19 protein-coding genes and 1 tRNA gene are annotated in these 24,141 nt (G+C 51.2%); 18 read left to right on the top strand and 2 right to left on the bottom strand.

Going from position 1 to position 24,141, the window contains the following annotated elements; translation table 11 throughout:
- The 5 genes from LLG96_05850 to LLG96_05830 all read left to right on the top strand — a co-directional run.
- The coding region (locus tag LLG96_05850; protein MCE5249726.1) for a T9SS type A sorting domain-containing protein at window positions 1-1,148 on the top strand (1,148 nt) is incomplete at its 5' end.
- A 4-nt stretch (window positions 1,149-1,152) separates the two neighbouring features.
- The gene (locus LLG96_05845) at window positions 1,153-2,799 is read left to right on the top strand and encodes a T9SS type A sorting domain-containing protein (GenBank protein ID MCE5249725.1); all 1,647 of its coding nucleotides are present in this window, start codon (window positions 1,153-1,155) and stop codon (window positions 2,797-2,799) included.
- A 278-nt stretch (window positions 2,800-3,077) separates the two neighbouring features.
- Window positions 3,078-3,779 (top strand): DUF5610 domain-containing protein, encoded by a 702-nt coding sequence (locus tag LLG96_05840; GenBank protein MCE5249724.1) that lies wholly within the window; start codon window positions 3,078-3,080, stop codon window positions 3,777-3,779.
- A gap of 92 nt (window positions 3,780-3,871) precedes the next feature.
- Complete coding sequence (locus LLG96_05835; protein MCE5249723.1) at window positions 3,872-4,243, top strand: phosphomannose isomerase type II C-terminal cupin domain; 372 nt, start codon at window positions 3,872-3,874, stop codon at window positions 4,241-4,243.
- 161 nt (window positions 4,244-4,404) lie between these two features.
- A tRNA-Leu gene (locus tag LLG96_05830) sits at window positions 4,405-4,492 on the top strand.
- A gap of 243 nt (window positions 4,493-4,735) precedes the next feature.
- Here the strand turns inward: LLG96_05830 and LLG96_05825 are convergent.
- Window positions 4,736-5,881 (bottom strand): membrane dipeptidase, encoded by a 1,146-nt coding sequence (locus LLG96_05825; GenBank protein ID MCE5249722.1) that lies wholly within the window; start codon window positions 5,879-5,881, stop codon window positions 4,736-4,738.
- A gap of 232 nt (window positions 5,882-6,113) precedes the next feature.
- A complete protein-coding gene (locus LLG96_05820) occupies window positions 6,114-6,566 on the bottom strand; it encodes a YaiI/YqxD family protein (GenBank protein MCE5249721.1) in 453 nt (150 codons plus the stop codon).
- Window positions 6,567-7,301: 735 nt separating this feature from the next.
- Here LLG96_05820 and LLG96_05815 point away from each other — a divergent pair.
- The 13 genes from LLG96_05815 to LLG96_05755 all read left to right on the top strand — a co-directional run bounded on the left by LLG96_05815 (window position 7,302) and on the right by LLG96_05755 (window position 24,050).
- The gene (locus LLG96_05815) at window positions 7,302-9,713 is read left to right on the top strand and encodes a glycosyltransferase (GenBank protein ID MCE5249720.1); all 2,412 of its coding nucleotides are present in this window, start codon (window positions 7,302-7,304) and stop codon (window positions 9,711-9,713) included.
- 9 nt (window positions 9,714-9,722) lie between these two features.
- The gene (locus tag LLG96_05810) at window positions 9,723-11,015 is read left to right on the top strand and encodes a radical SAM protein (GenBank protein ID MCE5249719.1); all 1,293 of its coding nucleotides are present in this window, start codon (window positions 9,723-9,725) and stop codon (window positions 11,013-11,015) included.
- A gap of 118 nt (window positions 11,016-11,133) precedes the next feature.
- On the top strand, window positions 11,134-11,568 hold the full coding sequence (locus tag LLG96_05805; GenBank protein MCE5249718.1) for a transcriptional repressor: 435 nt from the start codon (window positions 11,134-11,136) through the stop codon (window positions 11,566-11,568).
- A 184-nt stretch (window positions 11,569-11,752) separates the two neighbouring features.
- Window positions 11,753-12,019 (top strand): hypothetical protein, encoded by a 267-nt coding sequence (locus LLG96_05800; GenBank protein MCE5249717.1) that lies wholly within the window; start codon window positions 11,753-11,755, stop codon window positions 12,017-12,019.
- 98 nt (window positions 12,020-12,117) lie between these two features.
- A complete protein-coding gene (locus LLG96_05795) occupies window positions 12,118-14,352 on the top strand; it encodes a TonB-dependent receptor (GenBank protein MCE5249716.1) in 2,235 nt (744 codons plus the stop codon).
- A 119-nt stretch (window positions 14,353-14,471) separates the two neighbouring features.
- The gene (locus LLG96_05790) at window positions 14,472-15,587 is read left to right on the top strand and encodes a hypothetical protein (GenBank protein MCE5249715.1); all 1,116 of its coding nucleotides are present in this window, start codon (window positions 14,472-14,474) and stop codon (window positions 15,585-15,587) included.
- Between the two features lie 383 nt (window positions 15,588-15,970).
- Window positions 15,971-16,618 (top strand): MotA/TolQ/ExbB proton channel family protein, encoded by a 648-nt coding sequence (locus LLG96_05785; GenBank protein ID MCE5249714.1) that lies wholly within the window; start codon window positions 15,971-15,973, stop codon window positions 16,616-16,618.
- A gap of 19 nt (window positions 16,619-16,637) precedes the next feature.
- Window positions 16,638-17,039, top strand: a complete 402-nt coding sequence (locus LLG96_05780) for a biopolymer transporter ExbD (GenBank protein MCE5249713.1) — start codon at window positions 16,638-16,640, stop codon at window positions 17,037-17,039.
- Window positions 17,040-17,046: 7 nt separating this feature from the next.
- Complete coding sequence (locus LLG96_05775; protein MCE5249712.1) at window positions 17,047-17,463, top strand: biopolymer transporter ExbD; 417 nt, start codon at window positions 17,047-17,049, stop codon at window positions 17,461-17,463.
- Complete coding sequence (locus LLG96_05770; GenBank protein ID MCE5249711.1) at window positions 17,460-18,134, top strand: TonB family protein; 675 nt, start codon at window positions 17,460-17,462, stop codon at window positions 18,132-18,134. Before LLG96_05775 ends, LLG96_05770 begins: the two co-directional genes overlap by 4 nt.
- A 10-nt stretch (window positions 18,135-18,144) precedes the next feature.
- A complete protein-coding gene (locus LLG96_05765) occupies window positions 18,145-18,963 on the top strand; it encodes a tetratricopeptide repeat protein (protein MCE5249710.1) in 819 nt (272 codons plus the stop codon).
- A gap of 114 nt (window positions 18,964-19,077) precedes the next feature.
- Window positions 19,078-20,976 (top strand): GGDEF domain-containing protein, encoded by a 1,899-nt coding sequence (locus LLG96_05760; protein ID MCE5249709.1) that lies wholly within the window; start codon window positions 19,078-19,080, stop codon window positions 20,974-20,976.
- 215 nt (window positions 20,977-21,191) lie between these two features.
- Window positions 21,192-24,050 (top strand): TonB-dependent receptor, encoded by a 2,859-nt coding sequence (locus LLG96_05755; GenBank protein MCE5249708.1) that lies wholly within the window; start codon window positions 21,192-21,194, stop codon window positions 24,048-24,050.
- Window positions 24,051-24,141: the final 91 nt, after the last annotated feature.

Below are 24,141 nucleotides of genomic sequence, written 5' to 3'. Positions count from 1 at the left end.
GCGAAACCCAGTACGCCACCCATGGATATGCAGCGCTCAAGGTCACCACGGCGCATGAGTTTTTCCATACGATACAGTTCCGGTATTTGTATAATTTCGACCTTTCATGGTGGATGGAACAATCGGCTGTGTGGATGGAAGAACGGGCATGGGATGATGTGAACGATTACCTTGCGTATCTTCATCATTTCTTCGGGGGATCAATCGGTAATGAAACGTACCCCGAGTATTACAAAGTGACTTCTCTCAACGAGAATTATCCCTCGAATTTCAAATACGGTGCCGCAATATGGGCGATGTTTCTCGCAAAACGATACGGGGATTCTCAGATAAGGACCATATGGGAAACGCTGAGGGATTCAAGTTATCCTCATATTGCGGATTTTGACAAAGCCATAAAAAACAATACATCGGGGGCATCTGGACTCCCTGACGCGCTCAATGAATTTGCCATCTGGAACTACTTTACCCGCGAACGGGCAAATACGGTGGATTTTTATTCAGACAGCGACCGTTTCAATGTGGCAATCGACAGCGATTTTTTCTGGTCATACAGCCCCGCGAGCGATTCAATAGGCATTAAAAATCTGACGAGCAGATATGTCGAGCTTCTCTTTGTCGGCAACTGGGATAAAAACGATATACTGAAAATCAATGTGATTCCCCATAATACCCAATTATACAGGAGTTCGGTGGTTTTCTTCAACGATCCCTACGACTATGAAATCCAGCCGGTAACGCAGCAGAACACGGAGCTCATACTTTCAAAACACTGGAACAGGGCAATACTTGTAACATCATCCGCCGAGCTTTTAAACAATACCAGTACTTTCACCTTCGAGACCGGAATGATTCCCGGAACAGCGGTTGAAACCGCCAAACCGTACGTTTTCGATCTTCACGGGGCTTATCCGAACCCGTTCAATCCATCGACCACGATAGCTTTTTCACTACACCAGGAGGAACAGGTTTCGATACGGGTATTCAACGCACAGGGTCAGAAAGTCGATGATGTGTTCTCCGGAGATATGACAGCCGGGGAAAAGTACGTTCTCTGGAAACCCTCCGGCCAGGCGGCTGGTGTTTATTTCATCATGATACAAACGCCTTCATTATCGAAAACGACAAAAGTCCTCTTGCTGAAATGACATCATGAAATTGTATTATACATGCATCCTGTCGATTCTGATTCACATTTCACCGGTTTTTGCACATACGGAACAGGCGGAGAATCAGGCCGATCTCTTTCTTAAAAACCTCGGAAACACCCATATCATCAAATGCGGCACTCCCAGGCTTTTACAGATGCTCAGCGAATCCTCGGAAAACGACGGCGTTTTCAAGAGTGCGTACGGCAGCCTCGGCAGACCCGAAAAAGATAAGTTCGCCGATTCAAAGCTGAAGCATTTCCGCGCCCACTATGATACTTCCGGTGTCGATGCTCCGGACATGACCGATCTGGATAAAAACGGCATACCCGATTTTGTCGATTCAACGCTCGTTTATCTTGAGAAAGCATGGGAAAAGGTCATCGGTTACAGCTACGGAAGCCCAAAATCCGATACGGGGAAAGGCGGTTCCGATGCTGTCGACTGTTATATCGAAGACCTGTCAGGCCAGCTCATGTATGGTTTCACGAGTCCCGATAACAACGGGATTATGGGAATGACCTCGTCGTATATCACCATCGATAATAATTACACCGATTCCGTCTTTTTGACAAAGGGCTACGATGGTCTGAAGATAACGACTGCTCATGAATTTTTTCACGTTGCCCAGTTTTCTTACTATGACGGAGATGATGCGATATGGTGGATGGAGCAGACAGCGGTCTGGTTCGAGAATGAGGTATGGGATGAAATCAACGATTATCTCCATTATATCAATGACATATTCTCCGACCGTGACAAACCATTAAACACTCACAACAACTCCTTTGAATACAGCGCATGCTTATTCGCATTCTATATCGCGGAAAAATACGGCAATGACACGATACGGCTCATCTGGCGCACATTCAAGGACAAACAGTCCGGACAACTGGAACTGCTCGATTCAGTGCTTACGGACGGACTTGGACACGCTATCTCCGACTTTACGGTCTGGCTGTATTTTACCGGCTACAGGGCCAATTCGAAAGATTTTTTCAGTGAAGCGGATATCATCAAATACACCGTTTCTCCTGAACGGTTCGAAAGCAGCGTTCCGGCTGTCGACTCACTCGATTTTCGCCACTATACCTTCAAATACATCGAGATTATACCCACGAAAGGCCTTGCAGCCGGCGACACGCTGAAATACGGTTTTGAAGACCGTGACGGGGGAGCATGGCAAAACCAGCTTATTCTCTATAACGCCCCCGACGATTACACGGTCGAATATCTGTCATGGGAAAAACCGACGGTCCCAATCACAAAATCATTCCAGAAAGCCGTACTCGTTATGGCGAATACGAGTGAACACTCAAAAGTGTATACCTATATTTTCAAAATCGATATCAAATCCCGGACGGATGTAAATGAAAAGCCCCTGCCCCAGCCTGTCGCCCTTAACCAGAACTACCCCAATCCGTTCAATCCCTCGACAACCATTACCTATTCAGTGCCATCGGAAACACCGGTTACACTCTTTGTCCTCAACATGCAGGGTCAGATCATCCGGATACTCGAGGACAGGAGAGTCGAAGCAGGCGCGCACAGCATACTTTTCGACGGATCGGGTCTTCCGAGCGGCTTATACCTTCTGAGGCTACAAGCCGGGGATATCCGCATCACAAAGAAAATGACCCTCCTGAAATAATCCCAGTGTCATACCGTTTTTCACGGGCGCAAACTCCCATTATCGGCAGAATTTATTATACATTGAGCTGTTTTTTTTGTTTTCACGATTTTTCATCGTTTTTTTTTGACATCCCGCCGAATGTATGAAATATCCAACGAAACGTTTGAAGAAATTCATATAAAATCATAAAATTTATCACATCCTGCCTGCATTCATTCAAGATACAGCCGGTATTTACCGATACAAATCCTAGAACATGTTTATTCACCGGAAAATCTGTAACACGGGGGTGTATTATGCAGATTTCAACGTTGGCAAATGCCGTATCTCCAACGTACGGCAATCAAGTGTACAGTCAGAGTACATCCGGGAAACTATCCCGGACATCGGCAACGGCCGATATCAGTTATCAGAATCAGGGCGATTCCGTCCAGCTCTCGCTGACAGGCAGAATTGAATACGAGGAAGTCACGTACTCGGCGGAGGGAACCCTGTCTCAAACCGCACCGGTTGAAGAGGAATCCGGAACCGAAGAATCGAATCTGGCCGAGAACCTGTATAACCGCTATCTCGAGATCATACGTAAGCGTATCGAATATCTGCTCCAGGAGATATTCGGCCAGGGCAAAAACGGGGATTCCTCGTCGTTCTCCAAAATTTACAGTATCGATCAGGCAGCATACGAGTCATTGAGTTCCTCGGAAAGCATGTACTCCGTCTCAGGTGAAATGTCCATCGATGCGACAATCGCCGTTCCCGATGCTTATTCACCCGAAAATACCGCAAAAAGGATTGTGTCTTTTGCGCTCTCCTTCTATGACGGCGGCGACCGTGAAGCCTACGCTTCCATGGCTAAAGAAGCGGTCATGAAAGGATATCTCGAAGCCCGTGAGGCGCTCGGAGGATTTCTACCATCCGAAGCGGACCAGACGATTTCTCTGGTCATGGAGGCGCTCGACAATTTCGCATCGGGAAATTCGCTGGATATGACCGCATGACAGCCAGGTAATACTGGACAAATCACGGTTAAAGTACTATTTTAACGGCGGCATAACTGTTCAGACCCGATTTATAAAGGAGCAGCCGGTACATGAGCCCGAGCACACAAAAGCCCGCCGCCGACCGTGAAGAACACCGTCCATGGGGGTATTATATTGTTCTTGCCGACGAGCCCGACCATAAGGTCAAGCAGATAGTTGTCTATCCCGGCAAACGTCTCAGTCTCCAGAGCCATCGGCGACGTTCCGAGCATTGGCATGTTGTTTCCGGAGAAGCGATTGTAACGCTCGATGACCGCCATGTCCCCCGTAAAGCCGGGGAATCGGTCGATATCCCGCTCGGCGCGAGGCATAGAGTTGAAAATTCCGGCGCGGAAAATCTTGTCTTTGTCGAGATTCAGCGCGGCGATTATTTCGGAGAGGATGATATCGAACGGTACGAGGATGATTTCGGGCGGTTGTAACCGGCCGGTGAGTATCCCGCCAGCTTGAATAAAATCACGGTGTGAGCGATGATTTACCCGGGCAGAAGCATATAATGCACATCGGGTATTTTATTTTGACATGACCCCACGGATATGGTATATTTTCATGCAATAATTCTTCATTTCTCCACATGATAGCAGCCGGGATGGCGGAACTGGTAGACGCAAGGGACTTAAAATCCCTCGGCGCTGAGCGCTGTACGGGTTCGATTCCCGTTCCCGGTACCAAAACAATAAGGCACTCACAGCGGTCAATCGCGTGAGTACCTTTTTTATTTATATCACGTTTTCATGTGTTTTCATGCTTTTTTATATGCAACTCCACTGGTCTGTCACGTTTTTTACTTCATTCCCCCATTCTCTCCTCGCTGAAATATTTCCTCTCGGAACTGGGATATTTTTTTCGTGGGACGATGACCTGTCCTGCCCCCGGTCTCTGTGCCACATCGGGATTCAGTCTATGATGCGGGATTATTTCTCCGGCTTGTCGATTACCTGCCGGAATACACGCAGAAAATTGCCGCCCCAGAATTTCCGTATCTCTTCCTCGGTCAATCCCCGGGACAGCATGGCCTGGGTGAGTAGTACAAGCTGCGACACATCGGGCACTATCGGAGGGTCCGAAAAACCGTCATAATCGGAGCCGAAACCCACCGTGTCGATGCCCACAAGGTCCGCCACATAAAGAATATGATCCACTACGCGGTCGATGGTGGCTTTCCTGGGATCGGCGTCGATGAACCCGGGGAGAACGACGATGCCCATGACTCCGCCTTTTGCGGCAAGCGCCCTGATCTGGTCGTCTGTCAGGCACCGATATTGATTACAGAGAGAAAAGACAGCCGTATGGCTCATGATAGGCGGCCTCGTGGTATGTTCCAGAACATCAAAAAAAGCCTTGTCATTGGAATGGGACAGATCGGTGATGATACCCATCTCATTTTCAGTCTTCAGCACTTCCATGCCAAAGGGAGTCAGGCCGACGGCGTTTTTACGCTGCGCTTCACGGTCTGCGGGTGTGCATGGACCGGTGATACTCTGAGTGCCCTGAAGGAAGGTCGGATCGCTCCCTCCTTCCCCGTGAGTGATGTGTACCGAGCGCAATCCGAGGCGATACAGAAGCCGGAGGATATTCACATTCCCGTTCAGCCACCGTGCGGGGCCTTCGATCTCCATGATAATACCGACCTTACCCGTGTTTCCGGCGCGAACCGCATCTTCTGATGAAAGAACCAGCATGAGGTCCTCGGGATGCGCGTCGAGCTGCTCCAGTATGAATTCGGTAATGGTCCAGAGGTCGGTAGCCGTACTGTCCTCAATGAGAAAGAGTCCGACGTAGCGTTGGCCCCCTTCTTTCATCCGGGGTATGTCCGAATGGTAGGTTGTATCGCGTTTCATCCAGTCATTCGGATTCTCTTTACGGGCGAACCGCCTCACCGAGGTATCCTGGTGGCCATCGATGATGAGGCATTTACGGTGCACTGCCCATGCTTGTTCAAGGGTGACTCCGCCTTTTGCAACCCTTTCCTTAGCAAAAGCGGGTGCTGTCCCGGACACAACGATTCCGGCAATTCCTGCTGTTGCTGTCTCCTGCAAAAATTTACGCCGAGTTTCCATGTTTCCTCCCGATATGTAAGAACAGTATAGAAGAGTTGTGATAAATACCATTTACGTGGATATAAGCTGTCAAGGGTCGGCACGAAGTGCCGATTTACATGCCCTTGACAGCACCGAAACAAATCATTTCATTATCGGGCTCGTGAAAAATATACTTTTTCATAGCCCTCCTAAAAAAAGTGTTCTTAAAAAATGGGGGGTTGCCAGTGTAAATATGACCCTTGATGAGACGTTAAAGAGTGCGTTTGATGCTCTGAACAATTTGATCGAGACCCTGGAGGAACCGGGAGCGATCACGCTTCTGAAACGGCGGAGGCCCACCCGTTATGCTCCCTGCTTCACGAAGTTCAGACATGAGATTTCGAGTTGCCAGCGCATCTCCAATGTTGGCGATGGTAAAGATGTGCCCGGTCGGACCAATAACCCGGGCACCGCTCTTGACACACCTGAATGCCAGCGGGATGTCGGCCGTTACCACAATGTCATCTTGGGCAACATGCTCGGCGATGAGGTCATCTGCCGCGTCTAACTGCCCGTCAACGACAATCAGTTTTACTCCTTCCTGATCGGGTAATCGCATCCGTGAATTCGAGACAAATGTCACATTCATCCGGTACCGTTTCGCTACTCTGCAGATTTCCTGCTTAACCGGACAAGCATCGGCGTCAACGTAAATCTCTAACAAACCGTCACCCTTCTGCTGTTTCGCGGAGCGGATGGATTCTAACTAGTTTTTTTATCTTTTTAAAAAGTGACCGTTTAACAATTAATAAAGACAGTATAAATAATATATTCCGGTTATCCAGTTTAATCAACTGATATGATCGATCCCTCTCGGCTTCGCCGTTTCCCCCTTATAAAGGAAAAAGGGATGAAAGCGCCCCAAAAAGCCGCTCCCCCCTTAAAAAGGGGCGATGCCGCAGGCAGGGGGGATCACATACTATCGAAAAAAATTATCAATTCTGATTATAAAGTTTTCTTTGCTTACCAAACTGGATAACCGGATTATTAAATGTTAACACCCCAAAAAATATAAATAAAGAATAAAATCCGCGAAAATCCGTCCGATCCGCGAAAATCCGCGTTCGATTAAATTTTGTGAATAGGTCGGGTTAAAAACTTCCCCAATAACTATTCTTCGCCCGGGAAAACCGACCCTTCTTTTCGTGTATGATATGCTATCTCATAGTGAAAAACTAACATTCTCCGAATACCGACATAACAAATATCGGGTATTTTACACTGCGGAAATAAAGAACCGAATTCATCGATGAAAACGATCACTCAATCAGGGAACGATCGAATGATATACATGTCGCCAGTCTCGGTAAACCCCGGTTCTGCGTGTAAATAGCTGAAGTCAGTGTACGGCATCCGTTATCGGTTCGATACAATATAAACGTTCCATACAGGATATGAAATGGCAAACGTAGACCTTCATGTGCATTCGAAATACTCCAACCATCCGGCAGAGTGGTTTCTGCAGCGAATAGGCGCCAGCGAGTCATATACGGAGCCCGAGGAGCTTTATGCCACCGCGAAAAGGAACGGCATGAGGTTTGTCACGATCACCGATCACAACTCCATCGAGGGCGCCCTTGAACTCGCCGGGAAGTATCCGGATGACTGCTTCGTCAGCGTGGAGGCGACCACCTATTTCCCCGAGGATGACTGCAAGATTCATCTCCTTGTGTACGGTATCGACGAGGACGTTTTCCTTCACATCCAGAGGCTCCGGTCAAATATCTACGACCTGCGGGATTTTCTCAGGGAACGGAAACTCCCCCATTCCGTCGCCCATGCTACCTACTCCATCAACGGGAAGCTCACGGTCGAACACATCGAAAAGCTGATTCTCCTGTTCGATGTGTTCGAGGTTCTCAATGGCAGCAGGAACCGGCTGAACAATTATCCGCTGGAGCATGTGCTCAAGAGCCTGACACCTCGGCGTATCGATACCCTCCATGCAAAGCACCGGATCGATCCCTTCAGCGACACCCCGTGGGTCAAGGGATTCACCGGTGGTTCCGACGACCACTCCGGTCTTTTCATCGCGCGGGCGTATACTCAGGCACCCGGCCACACCGTCCGCGATTTCCTCGAAAGCATCGTGTGCAGGAATTCGCTTTCCGCGGGGATTTACAGCAATTATACGTCGCTGGCGTTCGCTATCTATAAAATCGCTTACGAGTTCTCCCGAAGAAAAAGCATCGGGCTCTCCCAATCGCTGGCCGCACAGCTTACGGAAAAACTCTTCGACAGGAATGCAGGCAGGCGGAAAAGCCGGCTGTCGCTGAGGTTGCTCGCCAGATTCAAGCGGAGAAGCGCCTCCATGTCGGTTTTCGAAGACCTCTACCGTGAGGTGCTCGATGGGATTTCTAACCACGAGTCAGTCGATACCAAGCTGGAATTTTTCTATGATAAAATTTCTGTCGTGTGCGACGAATTTTTCAGGCAGTTGATTAGTTCATTTGAGAAAAGCTTGGCAAAGGGGGATATTTTCGACCTCCTGAAAACAATCTCGCTGACCCTTCCCGGGATTTTCCTCACTATTCCTTTCTTCTCCACGCAAAAGCATTTCTCCGATGGTAAAAAACTGGTAGACGCCCTCCTTACCGAATTCGACATACGAGGGTCATCTCCAACGGGTTCCATCCTCTGGTTCACGGATACGCTCAATGACCTCAACGGTGTGTCTGTGGTTGTCAGAAAGATCGGGTGGCTGTCGTCGGTGAAGGACAAGGATATCATCATCGTAACCTCGCTGCCGCCCGACAGTCTTGGCGACGATCTTCCGCCCAACGTCGTCAACCTTCCGTACTTTTACGAGACCGCGCTGCCCAACTACGAGAACCTGACCGTGAGGTTTCCGTCGCTGCTCGACGGTCTTAAGCTCCTCGACAAGTACGAGCCGGACGCCATCTACCTTTCGACCCCTGGACCGGTAGGCCTGTTCGGGCTTCTCCTCTCGAAGATAACGAACACCTTGAGTATCGGAGTGTTCCATACGGACTTCACGCTCCAGGTACGTGAGATTTTCGGAGATGCCTCGGTCGAATCACTGACGGAAACCTATCTGAAAGTATTCTACTCGTACTGCGACGAAATACGGGTACCCTCTAAGGAATACATGCGCATTCTCGATGAGCGCGGTTACGACAGGACGAAAATGACGGTGCTCAAAAGGGGTATCGAGACCGACATCTTTTCCCCGCGGCCAGGCGCGAAAGAGGCGCTCGCGCGGAAATACGGTATCCGGAGCGGCTTCACGATGCTGTATGCCGGGCGTGTGTCGAAAGACAAAAACCTCGTATTCCTTATCACGATTTTCAGGAACATAAAAGCCATACACCCGGCTTTAAATCTCGTCATTGCCGGGGACGGCCCCGACCTCGACGAGCTCAGGCGGCTGACCGCGGATGAGCCGTGTATCGTTTTCACCGGCAGGCTGAACCGCGAGGAATTGCCCGAACTCTATTCCGGCGCCGATGTGTTCGTCTTTCCGAGCACCACCGATACATTCGGCATGGTGGTCATAGAGGCCCAGTCGTGCGGGCTTCCGGCGGTAGTCACCGACCGTGGCGGCCCCAAGGAGCTTGTCGTTCATGGCAAGACCGGCTTCATCGTCCAAGACTCCAGTGCGGAACCATGGGAACGAACGCTGAACGACCTGCTTGCGCTCTGGGAACACCAGCCCGAACGTTACCGTGAACTCTGCGCCAACGCCCGCGCCAACGTCCTCGAAAACGCCAACTGGGATACCGTACTGGACGAGCTGGCCACAGCGGGCAGACGGTTTCGTACCACCTCGCTCTCACCTGTCCCTTCGTAAGGGGACGTGATGCAACTGTTTGATTTTCTCTCCCGGATTGCGGACATGAGAACAATTCTGTCTCTTGCGGGCGGTACCATGCCGGGCCAGGTAGTCATCCAGTATACCAATGCCTGCAACGCGGCCTGTCCCCACTGCGAACTCCGCGCCGGCGGAGGCTTCAGACGCACGAAAATTTCCATGGATGACATGAAGCGCATCATCGACACCGCAGCCGCACAGGGTGTCAAGGCGCTTTCCTTTACGGGGGGAGAACCGCTCCTGTTTTCGAACGACATCATCGAACTGCTCGCTTGCGCAGGCAGGGCGGGGATTCCTTACCTGCGGACCGGCACGAACGGGTTTCTTTTCATGCATCATGATTCCGAAGGCTGGCGAAAGCGAATCGAATCGCTGGCGGACTCCCTCGCCGCGACATCTCTCTATACATTCTGGATCAGTGTCGATTCAGCGGAACCGGAGGTTCACGAGAAAATGCGGGGACTCCCCGGTGTCATCCGGGGCATCGAAAAGGCGTTGCCGATTTTCCATGAGCGCGGCATTTATCCCGCCGTGAACCTCGGCATCAACCGCCATATCGGCGGATGGTGGGACGAAGAACGCTTCCGGCCCCGGGCGGAGAGCGATCCGGATTGGTTCGAGGAGTACTTTACCCGGTCGTTCTCACGGTTTTACCGGTCTGTTATCGACCTCGGTTTCACCACCGCCAATGCCTGCTATCCCATGAGCATCCAGAGCGGTGGAAACGGCCTCGACGCTGTATACGGTGCCTCCAGCGCCGATCTGTCGGTTCGTTTTTCGGGAAAGGAAAAGGCGGCTCTTTTCAGGGCTCTCTCGACAGTTATACCCGCGTTTCGGCGGTATATCAGGATATTCACTCCCCTGTCGTGCCTGCATGTCCTGCGTCTCTCCTTTGAAACCGGCGTTCCCGGCGGATTTCCCTGTCCCGGCGGCACCCACTACTTCTTCATCGACGCATCCGGTGTTGACACATATCCATGCGGATTCCGCGGCGGTGAAAACCTGGGTAAATTCTGGGAACTGAACCTCGCGAAGCTTGCCCGCACCAAATCCTGTTGCCGGGCATGCGAATGGGAGTGCTTTCGTGACCCGGCGGAGCTGATCGGCCCGCTTCTCGACCTGACACGGCGGCCGTACGACCTTCTCGGTAGGTTCGTCAGAGACCGCGCCTACGGGCGTCTCTGGCTGAGGGATATCATGTATCAGGCTGCGTGCGGCTTTTTCAACGGGAGGCGCGCGCCCGATTATGCTGCGTTGGCCCGCTTCCGGAATTCCGGATAATACCTATCCCGCTGTTTCTCAAACTGAATCGGAGAAGAAATTGAAATTTGAACTTGACAAACGGGAATGAAGGAGTTATAATTGCAATTGAGACTCATTCGCAACCAAAAGAAGGCACATGGTTTCTGCGGAAATAAAATTCAGGGAATACCTTCAGGCAAACGGCCTGAAATATACCGGCTCCCGTGCGATGATTCTGAATGCGGTGACCGCGCTTGACGGTCATTTCTATGTCGAGGACCTGTATGACAACCTGCGCAGGAAAAATGCGCACATTTCACGGGCCACGGTATACAGGATCATACCCCTGCTTCTCGAAAGCCATATAATTCAGGAAACGCTGGACTGTACCGGTGCTACCAGGTACGAACATGCATATGGTCGTAAACATCACGACCACCTTGTCTGTATACAGTGCGGGAAAATTATTGAATTCTCCGAAGACAGAATCGAAAAACTTCAGGATGAGATATGCAGAAAAAACATGTTCACTGCGGTTGAACACCATCTGAGTATTCGGGGATACTGCGGCGAATGTCGAAAAAAGGATTGATCTCGTTTTTTTTTACATCTATTGCGAATGAGTCTCAATATCAATGAAGACGGTTCGGCCATGACGCTGACATCGTCCGAATAATCGGCTTCGGAAATACATTCACCATGTTTCATACTCTTCAAGGCTGTATGTTATGCGGGGTTCGGAACCAGAATTTATTGTGAACCGGAAAAGTCTTTTCATGCTTTTCATCGCGGTTCTTTCCTTGTGCATCATTTCGTGGGATTATACGTACAGGCATACATTCGAGGATGTCGTCAATAACGTGTATTGCCCCATCTGCGACTCATTCCTGTCCCTCGAACTGGGACCGCTACTTCTCTACATACTCGTTCTGCTCGGTTTTATCCGGATTCCTTGCTGTTTTATCTCGATATTTTACTTTTTTCCACATTCCCAATTCTCCATTACGATTTCTCCCAACCGTGCACCGCCGGCTGCCGCCTGACCTTCACCTTTTTTCAGCCATTATCATGGTACATTCCTGATCGCCACAGCGTGATCTATACGCTCATTTTTTTATTTTTTTACGGAAGGGAGATATCCATGCGTTTATCTATACCTGCCATAATGATTTTCTGGTTAATAGTATCGACTTCCGCTGCTTCGGCCAAAGAAGTGTCGGGTACCGTTACCGAAAAAGAATCCGGGGAGCCAATTTACGGCGCTGCGGTATTTGTGAAAGGAACAAAAATCGGAACTTTAACTGATAAGGATGGACTCTGGACGCTGACCGATGTCCCCCATGAAGACTTTATCCTTGTCTTCCAGATGACGGGTTACAGGACGGTCGAGATTAAGGCCACCGGCGGTGTTGTCCACGCCCGGCTGGAAGTCTCCATGTTCAACATGGGCGAAATCGTCGTGACCGGGACGCAGACAAAACATCTCTTTGAGGATACCCCGGTCAAAACCGAGGTAATTCCGAAACGGCAGATCGAAGCGGTTGTGGAACCCGACCTTTTCGGAGTTCTCCAGTTTACTCCAGGGGTTCGTGTCGAAAACAACTGCCAGAATTGCGGTTTCTCGCAATTGCGCATGCTCGGGCTCGAAGGCGGTTACAGCCAGATTCTCATCAATGGCGATCCGGTCGTATCGACCATGGCCGGCGTATACGGCCTTCAGCAGTTTCCCGAACAGATGATCGAATCTCTCGAAATCGTGAAGGGCGGCGGTTCAGCTCTTTACGGTGCGAATGCCATCGGCGGCGTGGTGAATATCCGCCTCCGTCGCCCTGCTGTCAATACCGGCGGTGTAAGCTTTGATTATAAAGTGGCTGGTGATCATGCCCGGGCGGAATCCGGTTTTTTCAGTGAAATGACCGCCGATAACAACAAATACGGCATGTTCATTTTCGGCAACGCACGCCGTCAGAATGGATATGACCGTGATGATGATGGTTTCACGGACATTGGAGAAATCAGCGGGGAAACGCTCGGATTCACGATGTACCGTACGATAACTGAGCAGAGCGAGCTGACCGGCAGTGTGCACCGGATTCATGAGAACCGCCGCGGCGGTAACAGCCTGACGAAACCGAGCCATCAGGCAGACATCAGTGAAGCCATCGAAAGTTATCGGTGGGGCGGTAATGTTAAATATACGCACAATGTCAATAGTAACCTCTCATTCGACGCCGGTTACTCGTTCGCGCTGGCAAACCGGGATACGTATTACGGCGCGGGCCGGGACCCTAACGCCTACGGCAGAACCGAAAACCCGGTTCATTATGTATCCGGCTTACTGCACTACTCGGCGGGTTCGCATAGTATGACCGGCGGCGTCACATATCTGTCGGAATATCTTAAAGATGAAGCGGTCTCATATAACCGCATTATCGATGATACTTATAACGACATGGGAATATTCATCCAGGATGACTTTTCTTTTGCTGAGAGATACACGGTAGTTGCAGGTGTTCGTCTTGACAAACATTCGCTGCTCGACAACCCCGTTATCAGCCCGCGTGTTTCCACACTGATGAAAATCACTGACGGGTGGAAACTCCGCGGCAGTGTGTCGACCGGATTCAAACCGCCGCAGGTGTTCGACGAAGATCTGCATATCACCCAGGTTGGCGGCGAGGGTCACATTTATAAAAACTCCGATGGTCTTGCCGAGGAAAAGAGTATCAGTTTGTCCGCCACGCTCGATTACATGGGTGTTGTGGCCGACCACCCCGTACAGTGTGGAATCACCGCATTTCACACTTCTCTCACCGACCAGTTTCAGCTGGTGGAGGCCGACGATCCATCCACCGATTACTTCGAGTTCGAACGAAGGAACGGAGATGGACTGACCGTCTCAGGTATGGAGCTCCAGGCCGGATTCAAACCGGTGAAAACGATCGAGACACAGGGCAGTTTCACCTTCCAGTCCGACAAGCTTGACTCTCCGGAGCCCGATTTCGGCATTTCACGGCTCTTCCGGACTCCCGGACAATACGGTAATCTCATAGTGTATTACACTCCCCATCACCGCCTGTCAGTTGTTGCCGCCATGCAGTATACCGGAGCAATGAAAGTGCCCCATTACGCCGGATATATCGAAACGGACCGGCTCGAAACGACCGATTCTTTTGTGACGATGGATCTGGGATTCACGTATGAATTGATTTACCCGCAGGCGGGCGGTCAGGGGACCTTGCTGAAGGTGGGAATCAAAAACATTACTGATACTTATCAGGACGATCTCGACCGCGGCATCGACCGCGACGCCGGATACATCTATGGCCCGTCAACACCGAGGATGATTTATGCCGGCATTATGTTCGGTCTGTAGTCCCGGTCTATTTTCACACAATTCATATGGAATTATTACAGAACCTTAACATACAGGGTGTATTTTGAGAGCACTGTAAAAAAACGTTCATTCCGGATCGATTTGAAGGATACTTGCCCATGAAACGAATTTATTTCTGTACGGTGTTCGCCCTTGTCGTTGGTGCGACAGTGTTAAAAGCACCCTCGAACGGTCTTTCTGCAACCGACGAGACGGTAAACGAGGCTAAAAAGCATTACAGCTTCGCCGTGCAGCAGAAGAACGCGGGAAATAGCGAGGAAGCGCGCAGGCAGTTCGAGAAATCCATCGCTCTCTGGGACAGTCTCTACCAGGTACACTACGCTTATGGCGATCTCCTCGATCAGATGGGCGACAAGGACGGTGCGGTGAAGGCGTTCAGGCATGCCCTCGAACTGAAACAGGATTACTACAACGCCGCTGCCCGTCTCGCCACGCTCTACACTGAAAAAGGCGATTACGCTTCGACACTCGAAATGTACATCCTCATGCACAAGCTCAAACCGGATAATCCCAGGCTGCTCGCCACAATCTCCAGCATCAGGGAGTATCTCGGCGATTCCGACGGTGCTTATGCCGATCTGGCAACTCTGATCGAATCGGGCGAAGATTCGTATGACAATCTTATGAAAGCTTCGGAATTCGCCTTCGGGAAGGGTGATTACGAAAAAGCGCGGATGTATGCCGTTCTGGCGATGGGAAAACGGAAAGACGACCACCGGGCGCTCGAGATATCGGGCAAGGCAAGCATGCTCCTCGAAGACCGGGAGAGTGCGGCACGGTACTACCGCCGGCTTGCCGAGACGGACTCGACATCGGTTGAGGTGATCGTGGTGATCGAGGATATCTACCGTGCCCTTTCCGACCGTGCTAATCTCGTCTGGGCGCTGAAACGTCACAACGGGTTAGAGCCCGACAATGTAGCGGTGCTCGGCGAGCTCTGTGAGTACTTCAATCCCGATGAATTGACCGAAGAGGGCATCACATATGTGAAGAAAGGCATGGCGCTCGCTCCTGAGGACGGCCGTTTCCATATCCTCCTGGGAGTGAATTATAAAACCCTCGGGCAGACAGACAAGGCGCTCGATGAATTCAGGAAGGCAATGAAGGACGACCGCTGGAGCGCGAATGCCCAGCGGCTTATCTGGCAGATAGAACGACCCGAATCGGACGAGGAAAAAGCCGAGCGCACTTTTTTCAAACGCGGTAAAGAATAAACCGTTAACCCGTATTTTATCTGAAATGCATCTGCAGTTTCCGGTGCTAAAGCCTCGGTTTGGTTTCAGGAGTCGCTGTAACGACGTCATTCCCGAATCTTTAATCGGGAATCCATATGCAGCCCGCATACATTTTCAGATAAAACAAATTATTACATGAATTCAGAACTGTCCGGTAAAATAGTGAAGATTTTGTTGTTTATGGCAAGATTATAAATAGCTCCAATTAATTACGGGAACTCACCACGTAATGCAAAATAGGTGGTTCCTGCATGTCAGGACTAAAACAAGTCGTCTTTCAGGCGCGCCCTGAAATACATTCGTCTGATGTATACGCGAAACCAAAACAATTCAAATAAACAATTCCATACAGGAGGCAATCGATGACAAAGGAAACATTTCTAACCTACATCAACGACGGCGGTCCGCTCATCATGTGGACACTGGTGGCTCTGTTCGCCGTGGGAGTGACCATCACCCTCTGGCGGCTCGTCGTCATTTTTATCGCAATGTTCAATACCAGGCGCCTGTACTCCAAGGTGTACACGGCACTCCAGGACAGGAACGGCGGACTCGCAAAGGCAACTGAAATCTGCACGAAGACAGCGGGTCCGGTGGCGACAATCGTCCATGCGGGTCTTTCACGGGTGCACAAGGGCATTGACCACGTCGAGAAGGCGGTGGAGAGCGCCGGGGCGGTTGAGATGGCATTCCTCGAGAACGGGCTTGTATGGCTTGCCACCATCGCAAATGTGGCGCCAATGATCGGGTTTTTCGGTACTGTCGCGGGTATGATCTCCGCGTTCAGGAGCATTGCCGCCGCCGGGGATGTCGAACCCTCGATTGTGGCTGCCGGAATTTCCATGGCGCTGATCACCACTGCGGGCGGTCTTCTCGTGGCGATACCCATACAGATGGCTTACAACCTCTGTGTGTACCTGATCGACCGTATCGTGGTATCCATGGAGGAAAATGCGAGCAAGTTCGTGGACACCCTCGTGGACCTCGGCTACGAAGCCGGTGTTCAGTGATGAATGGAGGCTGCAAGGCATGCTGAAAAAACGACAACGGGTACGGGCGTCTATCCCCACCTCGACCATGGCGGACATCGCGTTCCTCCTGATCGTGTTCTTCCTCGTGACCACATCCCTCTCCCACGACAAGGGGCTGGGACTGACTCTGCCGCAGTATGGAGCATCGACGAGGGTGCCGAGCAGGAACATCACGAAAGTCTGGATCAACTCCGCCGGCGAGATCATGCAGGACATGGAGCTGGTCTCCCTCGACGCGCTCGAACAGCGGATTAAAACCATGACCGGGCAGAACCCCCTCCTCATCGTGTCGATCAAGACCGACCCCGCCGCCAGGTACGAGTCGTTCGTTGACATCATAGACGCTGTGAAAGAGGCTGGAAACGACAAGATATCAATTGCACAACCCGACACCGAGTGAGAGAGACATGGGCAGGATTCGTTTTAAAAAACGGTTAAAAATAGAGCAGGACATCCCCACGGGGCCGATGGCCGACATTTCGTTTCTATTGATCATTTTCTTTATGGTGACCACCGTGTTCGTGGTCTACCGTGGTTTCCCGGTCGATCTTCCCGCCGCAAAGCGTATCGACCCGCTTAAAAGCAGGCGGAACGTGGTAAGCATCTGGGTCGGTGCCAACGGCCGAACGATGGTGGATGAGTTCACGGTGAACATCGAAGACATAGCAGGTGTGGTCAACGGGAAGCTCCAGGAGAATCCCCGGATCATCGTTCAGGTGAAGTCTGACAAGGATACGCCTTACCGGACGATTTCAGGAGTCATCGAAGAGCTGAAGAAAGCGAACGCCAACCGGGTATCATTCATAGCGAAGCAGGAAAAATGACATCGACGTCCATAATCGGTTTCAAGAATCCACGCGCCGATCTCCACAAACGGTCGCCGCGTATTCTTCTCGGGAGTGCCCTTGTCACCATCATAGCAATCGGTTTCGGGCTGAACATTCCCATCGTGAAGCAGGAAAAACTCGAGAAAAAGGTGAAAACGCCGCCGGTCATCATCCAGCTCGAAAACATCCCGGAGACACGGCAGCGCGTGACCGCTCCCGCGCCGAAGCTCGCCATGCCTCTCGAAGTGAGCGATGATGTTTCGCTCGATGACGTCACCATCGACGATACGTCCCTCGACCTCAATGCTCCGGTCTCGAATGAGGTGAAACCGGTGATCATACCGGAGGCGGTCGTCGAAAAAGCGCCCGTGGAGGAGGAAATTTTCGAGTTCTTCGCGGTCGAGGAGCAACCGGAACGCATCGGCGAGGTAGCACCTGCCTATCCCGAGGAGGCGCGGAAAGCCGGTGTCCAGGGAACGGTGTTCGTCCGTGCGCTCGTCGGTAAGAACGGGGCCGTTGAAAAGGCCGAAGTAATGAAAGGGCCGGAGCTGCTCAAGGACGCCGCGATCCAGGCGGCGATGAAGACGACGTTCAAACCGGCGAAACAGAACGATATGCCGGTCAAGTGCTGGGTACAGATGAAATACACATTCGAGCTCGAACAGTGAGGGGGCTGACATGAGGAGTTTGTTTCCGTATATACTCGCGGGGACGATGGTCGTGCTTTTTCTTGCGCCTTTTTCGGATATCCGGGGCGCCCAGGAAAGTGATGTAGTCGTGAACCGGGAATCCGGAGACGAGTACCGCGATGGATTGGCCCTTTATAAGAAAAACGACTTTAAGGGGGCTCTCGCCCATTTCGAACGTGCCTACGCGCTCGATGGACGGAACATCAATGCCCAGTTCGCCTGCGGCCTGTCGCTGAACGGCCTGAAGCGCTATAAGGAAGCCGCCGAAGCCTTCGCGCGGGTAATCGAAAGCGACCCGGCCAACGAGAAAGCCCTGCGGATGCTGCCGGTCGCGCTGGACAACGCCGGTGATACCGGCAGCGCCCTCACTGCGTACGACCGCGGAATCGAAGCGCTTCCCGGGAATTTCTACCTGCGGTACGGTAAGGCGCTCCTCTACATGAAACTCGGCCAGCAAAAAAATGCTCTTCCCCTCCTCAAAAAGGCCGATGAGCTCAATCCCGGAAAAATCGAAGTTCTCGAAAAGATTCTCATCGCATACAGTGATCTTGGTGATATCGAAAACGCATATAAAACCGCACAAATCATCCTTACAAAGGACCCCGGGCACGCTCGCGCCCGAGTCGCTGTCGCCGATTACCTCCGCTTCAACAAGAAATACCGGGAGGCTATCGAGGAATACACTATCGCTTCGAAAAACCTCGAAACAAAAGCTTACGCCGAACACTACATCGATGTGATCAGGCAAACCCTCGAAGAACTCGATATCGAGAAGGAGTTCGAGGCGCGACAGAAACAGACCCGATAGCGCCGATTCAGAATTTTCCGAACCGGAACAGCAGCAACACTCACCGACCGGTATGCACAGTCCTGGCCGCATGAATTTGTTGTCTTTCAAACAAACTGTGGAAGAGGTAGAGATATGCTTACTGAATGTGACAATCGTGTCCTTTCTCTGGATAACCTGGACGAAAGCCTCAGAAAGAAGTGGAAAGGATTCGTCGAATCGTTCGATTTCGCTTTTCAGCCGATTGTGAATATCTATTCCGGTGAATGTTACGGACTTGAAGCGCTGCTCAGGAACTACGATGCGGCGGGATTCAGTACGATACAGGATGTTTTCGACGCTGCCTACGCCGATTCGATGCTGTACTATCTCGATTCTCTCCTGAAACCCAAGGTGCTTGAAAAATTCACACAAATCCCCTTTCACAAACAGATCAAGATACTCTACAACATAGACAACAGAACGCTCGTAACTCCGGAGTATATGAAGGGAAACTCCCTGACAATCATCGACCGTTTTCACCTCCACCCGGGCTCTTTCTGTTACGAGATTTCAGAGCGTCACGACTGTAAAACACTCGTGCTCAACAATATCAAGGTTAAAGACATTAAGAGCATGCTTCGCACCACACCGAACGAAATCATCAGAATAGCGATAGACGATTTCGGCGTGGGTTTTTCCGGCCTCGAACTGCTCTACCATTCCGAGCCGGACATCATCAAGATCGATCGTTTTTTCATCGCAGGGATCGCGGGCGATTCCCGTAAGAAGCTCTGTGTGGAAACCACCGTCCGGATGGCCCATACGATGGGAATAACGGTGATCGCCGAGGGAGTGGAAACCGCGGATGAGATTTTCGAGTGCAAGAAGCTCGGGTGCGATTACGTCCAGGGTTTTTTCATCCAGCGGCCCACCCTTTTTCTCGATGAGATTAAAAAACAGTACAACGTCATCGCCGACATCACAACTAACGACAACCGGTCGCCCTCCTCCGACCACGATATTATTATCAGCCAGATGCAGAAAATTAAGACGATCAACCTGCACGACGAAAAAGGCGATTATACCAGCATGTGTACCGTGCTCGAAGGCTTCCGGAAAAATTACCACAATTTTTTCCCGGTCATCAACGGCAACGGTGAACCGGTTGGCGTCATCCGCGAGCGGGACCTCAAGGATTACGTATATTCGCCATACGGAAAGGATATCCTGAAAAACAAGTCATCCGGAAACATCCTGAAGTTCATCACGAAAATACCTGTGTCCGAGATTCGGACACAGGTGGAAACGATTCTCGGGCTCTTTTCGACCCATTCGAACGGTGATGGAATATTGCTGTCCGAAAACGGCCGTTATGTCGGTTTTCTTGATGCCAATGCCCTTCTGATGGCGCTGAACGAAAAGAACATCGCCGAAGCGCGCGAGCAGAATCCTCTCACAAAACTTCCGGGAAACAACGCTATCAACCGCTACATCTCACAGGCGCTCGATTTGAACACCGCCGGGTATTTCTTCGTCTATTTCGATTTCGATAATTTCAAACCATTGAACGACCTGTACGGTTTCCGTCAGGGTGACAGAGCCATACTCCTTTTTTCCGATATTCTGCGGAAGTTTCAGAACGGACGAAACATGTTCATCGGTCATATCGGCGGTGACGATTTCTTCATCGGAATCGATTTAGAGGCTGTTTCGCTCGAGGAAAGCAACGGGCTTGTCCGGGATATTATCAATCAGTTCCGTGAGAATGTTAAAAGCATCTATCGGCCGGAACATCAGAGGAATGGTTACATCATCTCGAACGACAGAAACGGGCGGAGAAAGAGATATCCCCTCCTTGAAGTCAGTGCCGGCTGTCTGGTTGTTCCGAAAGATCGTAAACACTGCGATAAAGAGACGATTTTCACCATACTCGCCGAGCTGAAGAAACAGGCAAAAAATTCTGCCGACAAGTATGCGTTTATCGAAATATCCGACGAGATGTTCATTAACGGTCCGCAGCCGTTCGTGAACGGAGGAAATGAACCTGTCTGATGCAGGAATTGTTGTGATATTCCGCCATTGATCCCCCGGCTGCGTCCTGTCCTCCATGTCACGAGGGGACGAAACGCCCACCCATTTTAGCCGAATTCTATCCCAAGCGTAATATACCCCTAACAGTGCTTCTCTATTTTATCACCATCATAACGGCAGGGCACCTGTAAATCCCCAATTGTACACTTTTTTTTCCTTATCAAAAAGGATTATTCATGAATCGACATTTATTTACTGTTCATATGGTCTGTATCATGTATGTTCTCGCTTTCGCCTGTTCCCTGCAGGCGCAAGACATCGGAAAAGGGACGATTACCGGAAACGTGGTGGATGGGTCGACGGGAGAGGACATGGTGGGTGCGGTGGTCAGGCTCGATGGAACCAGGCTCGGCGCCGTCTGCGATATCGAAGGGAAGTTCGTCATCCCCTCCGTCCCCGTGGGGACTTACACAGTTATCGCCGGTATGGTGGGTTATTCGGAGACGCGGATCGACAGCGTAATCGTCGGAAAAAATAAAACGGTGACGCTCGCCATCACCATCAATCCCGAAGCCTTCGAAGTTAAAGAAGTCACGGTCAAGGCGCGGGCGATTCAGGAAACCGAGGCATCCGTGCTCAAGGAGCGCCAGGAGTCGGAAGCGGTGACCGACGCTGTCAGCGCCGAAGCGATCTCCAAGGCGGGAGGTTCGAATGTGGCGGACGCCATGAAGCAGGTGACAGGCACCACGGTGGTGGAAGGCAAGAGCGTCGTTGTCCGCGGCCTCGGCGACCGTTACATGAATATTCAGCTCAACGGGTCGGAACTCCCGAGCACGAGCCAGTACAACCAGACTGTTCAGGTCGACCTCTTTCCTTCGAATCTCATCTCGAACATCGTGACCCAGAAAACGTTCACACCCGACAAACCGGGCAGTTTTACCGGTGGCGCAGTGAACATCGAGACCAAATCGTTTCCCGAAAAGCCCACCCTCACCGTTTCCCTCGGTACTTCGTACAATCCCCAGTCCAACCTCACCGGCGACTATCTGACTTACAACGCCGGAACCACGTGGACGGGGACTGCCGGCGAAAAGATTGAGATTCCCGGTATTCTCGCAGATCCGGATGTGGAGATTCCCCGCGCAACCGTCGCCCGCAGAGACAAGGACCTCGCATATGAGCTCGACTCTTACAGCAAGGTATTCAACAATACCATGAAACCCTCGAATGGCTACGCGGGACTCAACCAGAGTTACGCCGTCTCACTCGGGAACCAGTACAAGCTGTTCGGCAGTCCGCTGGGTATTCTGGGAAGCCTCAGTTATGCACGCAGTTTCGTATCGTACGATGACGGCTATGTCGGGCTCTGGAAACTCACCGACCCTAAAGCCCCGGAACTTTCGGAATACATGCAGCTTACCGATTATAAGAGTACTGAAGATGTATTGTGGGGCGGGCTGCTCGATCTCGCCTACCGTTTTAACGAGAACCACAAGATCGGAATCAATTCGCTGGTGAGCCAGAACGGCGAAAAGACAGCTCGCATTCTTTCGGGAACCTACCGCGAGAATATCTCCGTCGATCGTACCTTCGAGCCGAATGTCCTTTCTTACAACGATCGCTTTCTGCGGACAATCCAGTTCAGCGGCGACCACAAATTCCCGGGATTAGCGGGGATACGTGTCGAATGGCGCCACAGTTCGTCTAAAACATCCCAGAACGAACCCGATCTCCGGTATTTTACCTATACCTACAACACCGAAGAGCCCGATAACCCCAATTACAATCTCTATAATAACTATTTTCAGCGTCCGACCAGAACGTTCCGCAAGCTGACGGAATCGACAGGCGAAACCGGAGCCGACATCAGTGTCCCGTTCAAATTCAGAAACGAAGAGAAAAACTCCATCAAATTCGGCGGCCAGATATCGAGAAAAGAGCGCTCCTTTGTCCAGCGCCAGTTCGAATACCAGAAGCCGGACGATAAAACGAACATTATTTATACCGGCGACAGCGCGGACTATTTTTCGGAAAGCCACCTCGGGCTCATAGACAGCACAAAAACGCCCTATGTCTTCGGCCTCACTATCATCGAACTCAAATACCCGTCCTCGCTCTACAACGGCAACCAGAATATCGACACCGGCTATGGCATGATCGATATCGGGCTGACCTCGAAACTCCGGTTCATTGGCGGTCTCAGGTACGAGGCGACCGACATGTCGGTGGAAAATCCCGAAACCAAAGGCACGGTGAAAGTCAACGACACCCTCCCCTCGGTCAATCTCGTATACGAACTGATATCGGATATGAATCTCCGGCTCGCCTGGAGCAGAACCGTAGCCCGTCCGACCATTCGCGAAATGGCGCCCTACGCCACCTACGATTTCGGCGCCGGAGCTTTCGTGGTCGGCAATCCCGATCTCAAGCGAACGCTCATTACCAACTACGATATCCGGTGGGAATGGTTCTTCCGGACCGGAGAGGTGCTCTCGGCAAGCCTGTTCGTAAAAGACATGAAGAATCCCATCGAGCGGGTAATCGTCGATTACGATGGACAAACTACATTCTCCAATGTAGAGGAGGCCAGAGTGACAGGGCTCGAGCTCGAGACACGCTCGGCGCTCGACCTTCTGCACTCATCTCTCGCAAACTACACCGTGGGAGCCAACTGCACCTTCGTTAAATCCGTCGTGGACATACCCGAGGAGGAGATGGTTTTCATCAGGGCATACAACCCCGACGCCGGAACCACCCGTCCGTTCATGGGTCAGTCGCCCTATATTTTCAACCTCGATTTTTCCTATGACAACCAGGGAATGGGTGTATCGAGCACCTTGTTTTACAACATTTACGGCAGGCGGCTTTCCGAAAACTCGCTCGGCGGAACTCCCGATGTGTACGAAAAGCCTTTTCCCACTCTCAACTATTCATTCTCAAAAAACCTGTCGAGCCATGTCAGGTTGAAAATGTCAGCTAAAAACCTGCTGGACGCCGAGGAGAAGAAGGTTCAGGATTACCGGGGCGAGGAATTCTTCAGGAGCAGGTCCGGCAAAGGACGGTCGTATTCGGTCAACATAACCTACAGCCTTTAATGTTCGACCCATCGATTGCACGACAACCCAAAGGAGGTGAAATTCTCGGGAAAAAAATCGTTTTTCGAACGTTTTCAACATACACCATACA

The sequence above is a fragment of the bacterium genome (genome assembly GCA_021372535.1).
Lineage (GTDB): Bacteria > Latescibacterota > Latescibacteria > Latescibacterales > Latescibacteraceae > JAFGMP01.
The sequence above is the reverse complement of the archived record's forward strand: the minus strand, read 5'-3'. Positions and strand labels throughout refer to the sequence as shown.

Excerpts from the sequence above, each read along its gene's own strand:
- LLG96_05845 (MCE5249725.1), top strand. The coding sequence starts at position 1,153 with ATGAAATTGTATTATACATGCATCCTGTCGATTCTGATTCACATTTCA.
- LLG96_05840 (MCE5249724.1), top strand. The coding sequence starts at position 3,078 with ATGCAGATTTCAACGTTGGCAAATGCCGTATCTCCAACGTACGGCAAT.
- LLG96_05835 (MCE5249723.1), top strand. The coding sequence starts at position 3,872 with ATGAGCCCGAGCACACAAAAGCCCGCCGCCGACCGTGAAGAACACCGT.
- LLG96_05825 (MCE5249722.1), bottom strand. The coding sequence starts at position 5,881 with ATGGAAACTCGGCGTAAATTTTTGCAGGAGACAGCAACAGCAGGAATT.
- LLG96_05815 (MCE5249720.1), top strand. The coding sequence starts at position 7,302 with ATGGCAAACGTAGACCTTCATGTGCATTCGAAATACTCCAACCATCCG.
- LLG96_05810 (MCE5249719.1), top strand. The coding sequence starts at position 9,723 with ATGCAACTGTTTGATTTTCTCTCCCGGATTGCGGACATGAGAACAATT.
- LLG96_05805 (MCE5249718.1), top strand. The coding sequence starts at position 11,134 with ATGGTTTCTGCGGAAATAAAATTCAGGGAATACCTTCAGGCAAACGGC.
- LLG96_05800 (MCE5249717.1), top strand. The coding sequence starts at position 11,753 with ATGCTTTTCATCGCGGTTCTTTCCTTGTGCATCATTTCGTGGGATTAT.
- LLG96_05795 (MCE5249716.1), top strand. The coding sequence starts at position 12,118 with ATGCGTTTATCTATACCTGCCATAATGATTTTCTGGTTAATAGTATCG.
- LLG96_05790 (MCE5249715.1), top strand. The coding sequence starts at position 14,472 with ATGAAACGAATTTATTTCTGTACGGTGTTCGCCCTTGTCGTTGGTGCG.
- LLG96_05785 (MCE5249714.1), top strand. The coding sequence starts at position 15,971 with ATGACAAAGGAAACATTTCTAACCTACATCAACGACGGCGGTCCGCTC.
- LLG96_05780 (MCE5249713.1), top strand. The coding sequence starts at position 16,638 with ATGCTGAAAAAACGACAACGGGTACGGGCGTCTATCCCCACCTCGACC.
- LLG96_05775 (MCE5249712.1), top strand. The coding sequence starts at position 17,047 with ATGGGCAGGATTCGTTTTAAAAAACGGTTAAAAATAGAGCAGGACATC.
- LLG96_05770 (MCE5249711.1), top strand. The coding sequence starts at position 17,460 with ATGACATCGACGTCCATAATCGGTTTCAAGAATCCACGCGCCGATCTC.
- LLG96_05765 (MCE5249710.1), top strand. The coding sequence starts at position 18,145 with ATGAGGAGTTTGTTTCCGTATATACTCGCGGGGACGATGGTCGTGCTT.
- LLG96_05760 (MCE5249709.1), top strand. The coding sequence starts at position 19,078 with ATGCTTACTGAATGTGACAATCGTGTCCTTTCTCTGGATAACCTGGAC.
- LLG96_05755 (MCE5249708.1), top strand. The coding sequence starts at position 21,192 with ATGAATCGACATTTATTTACTGTTCATATGGTCTGTATCATGTATGTT.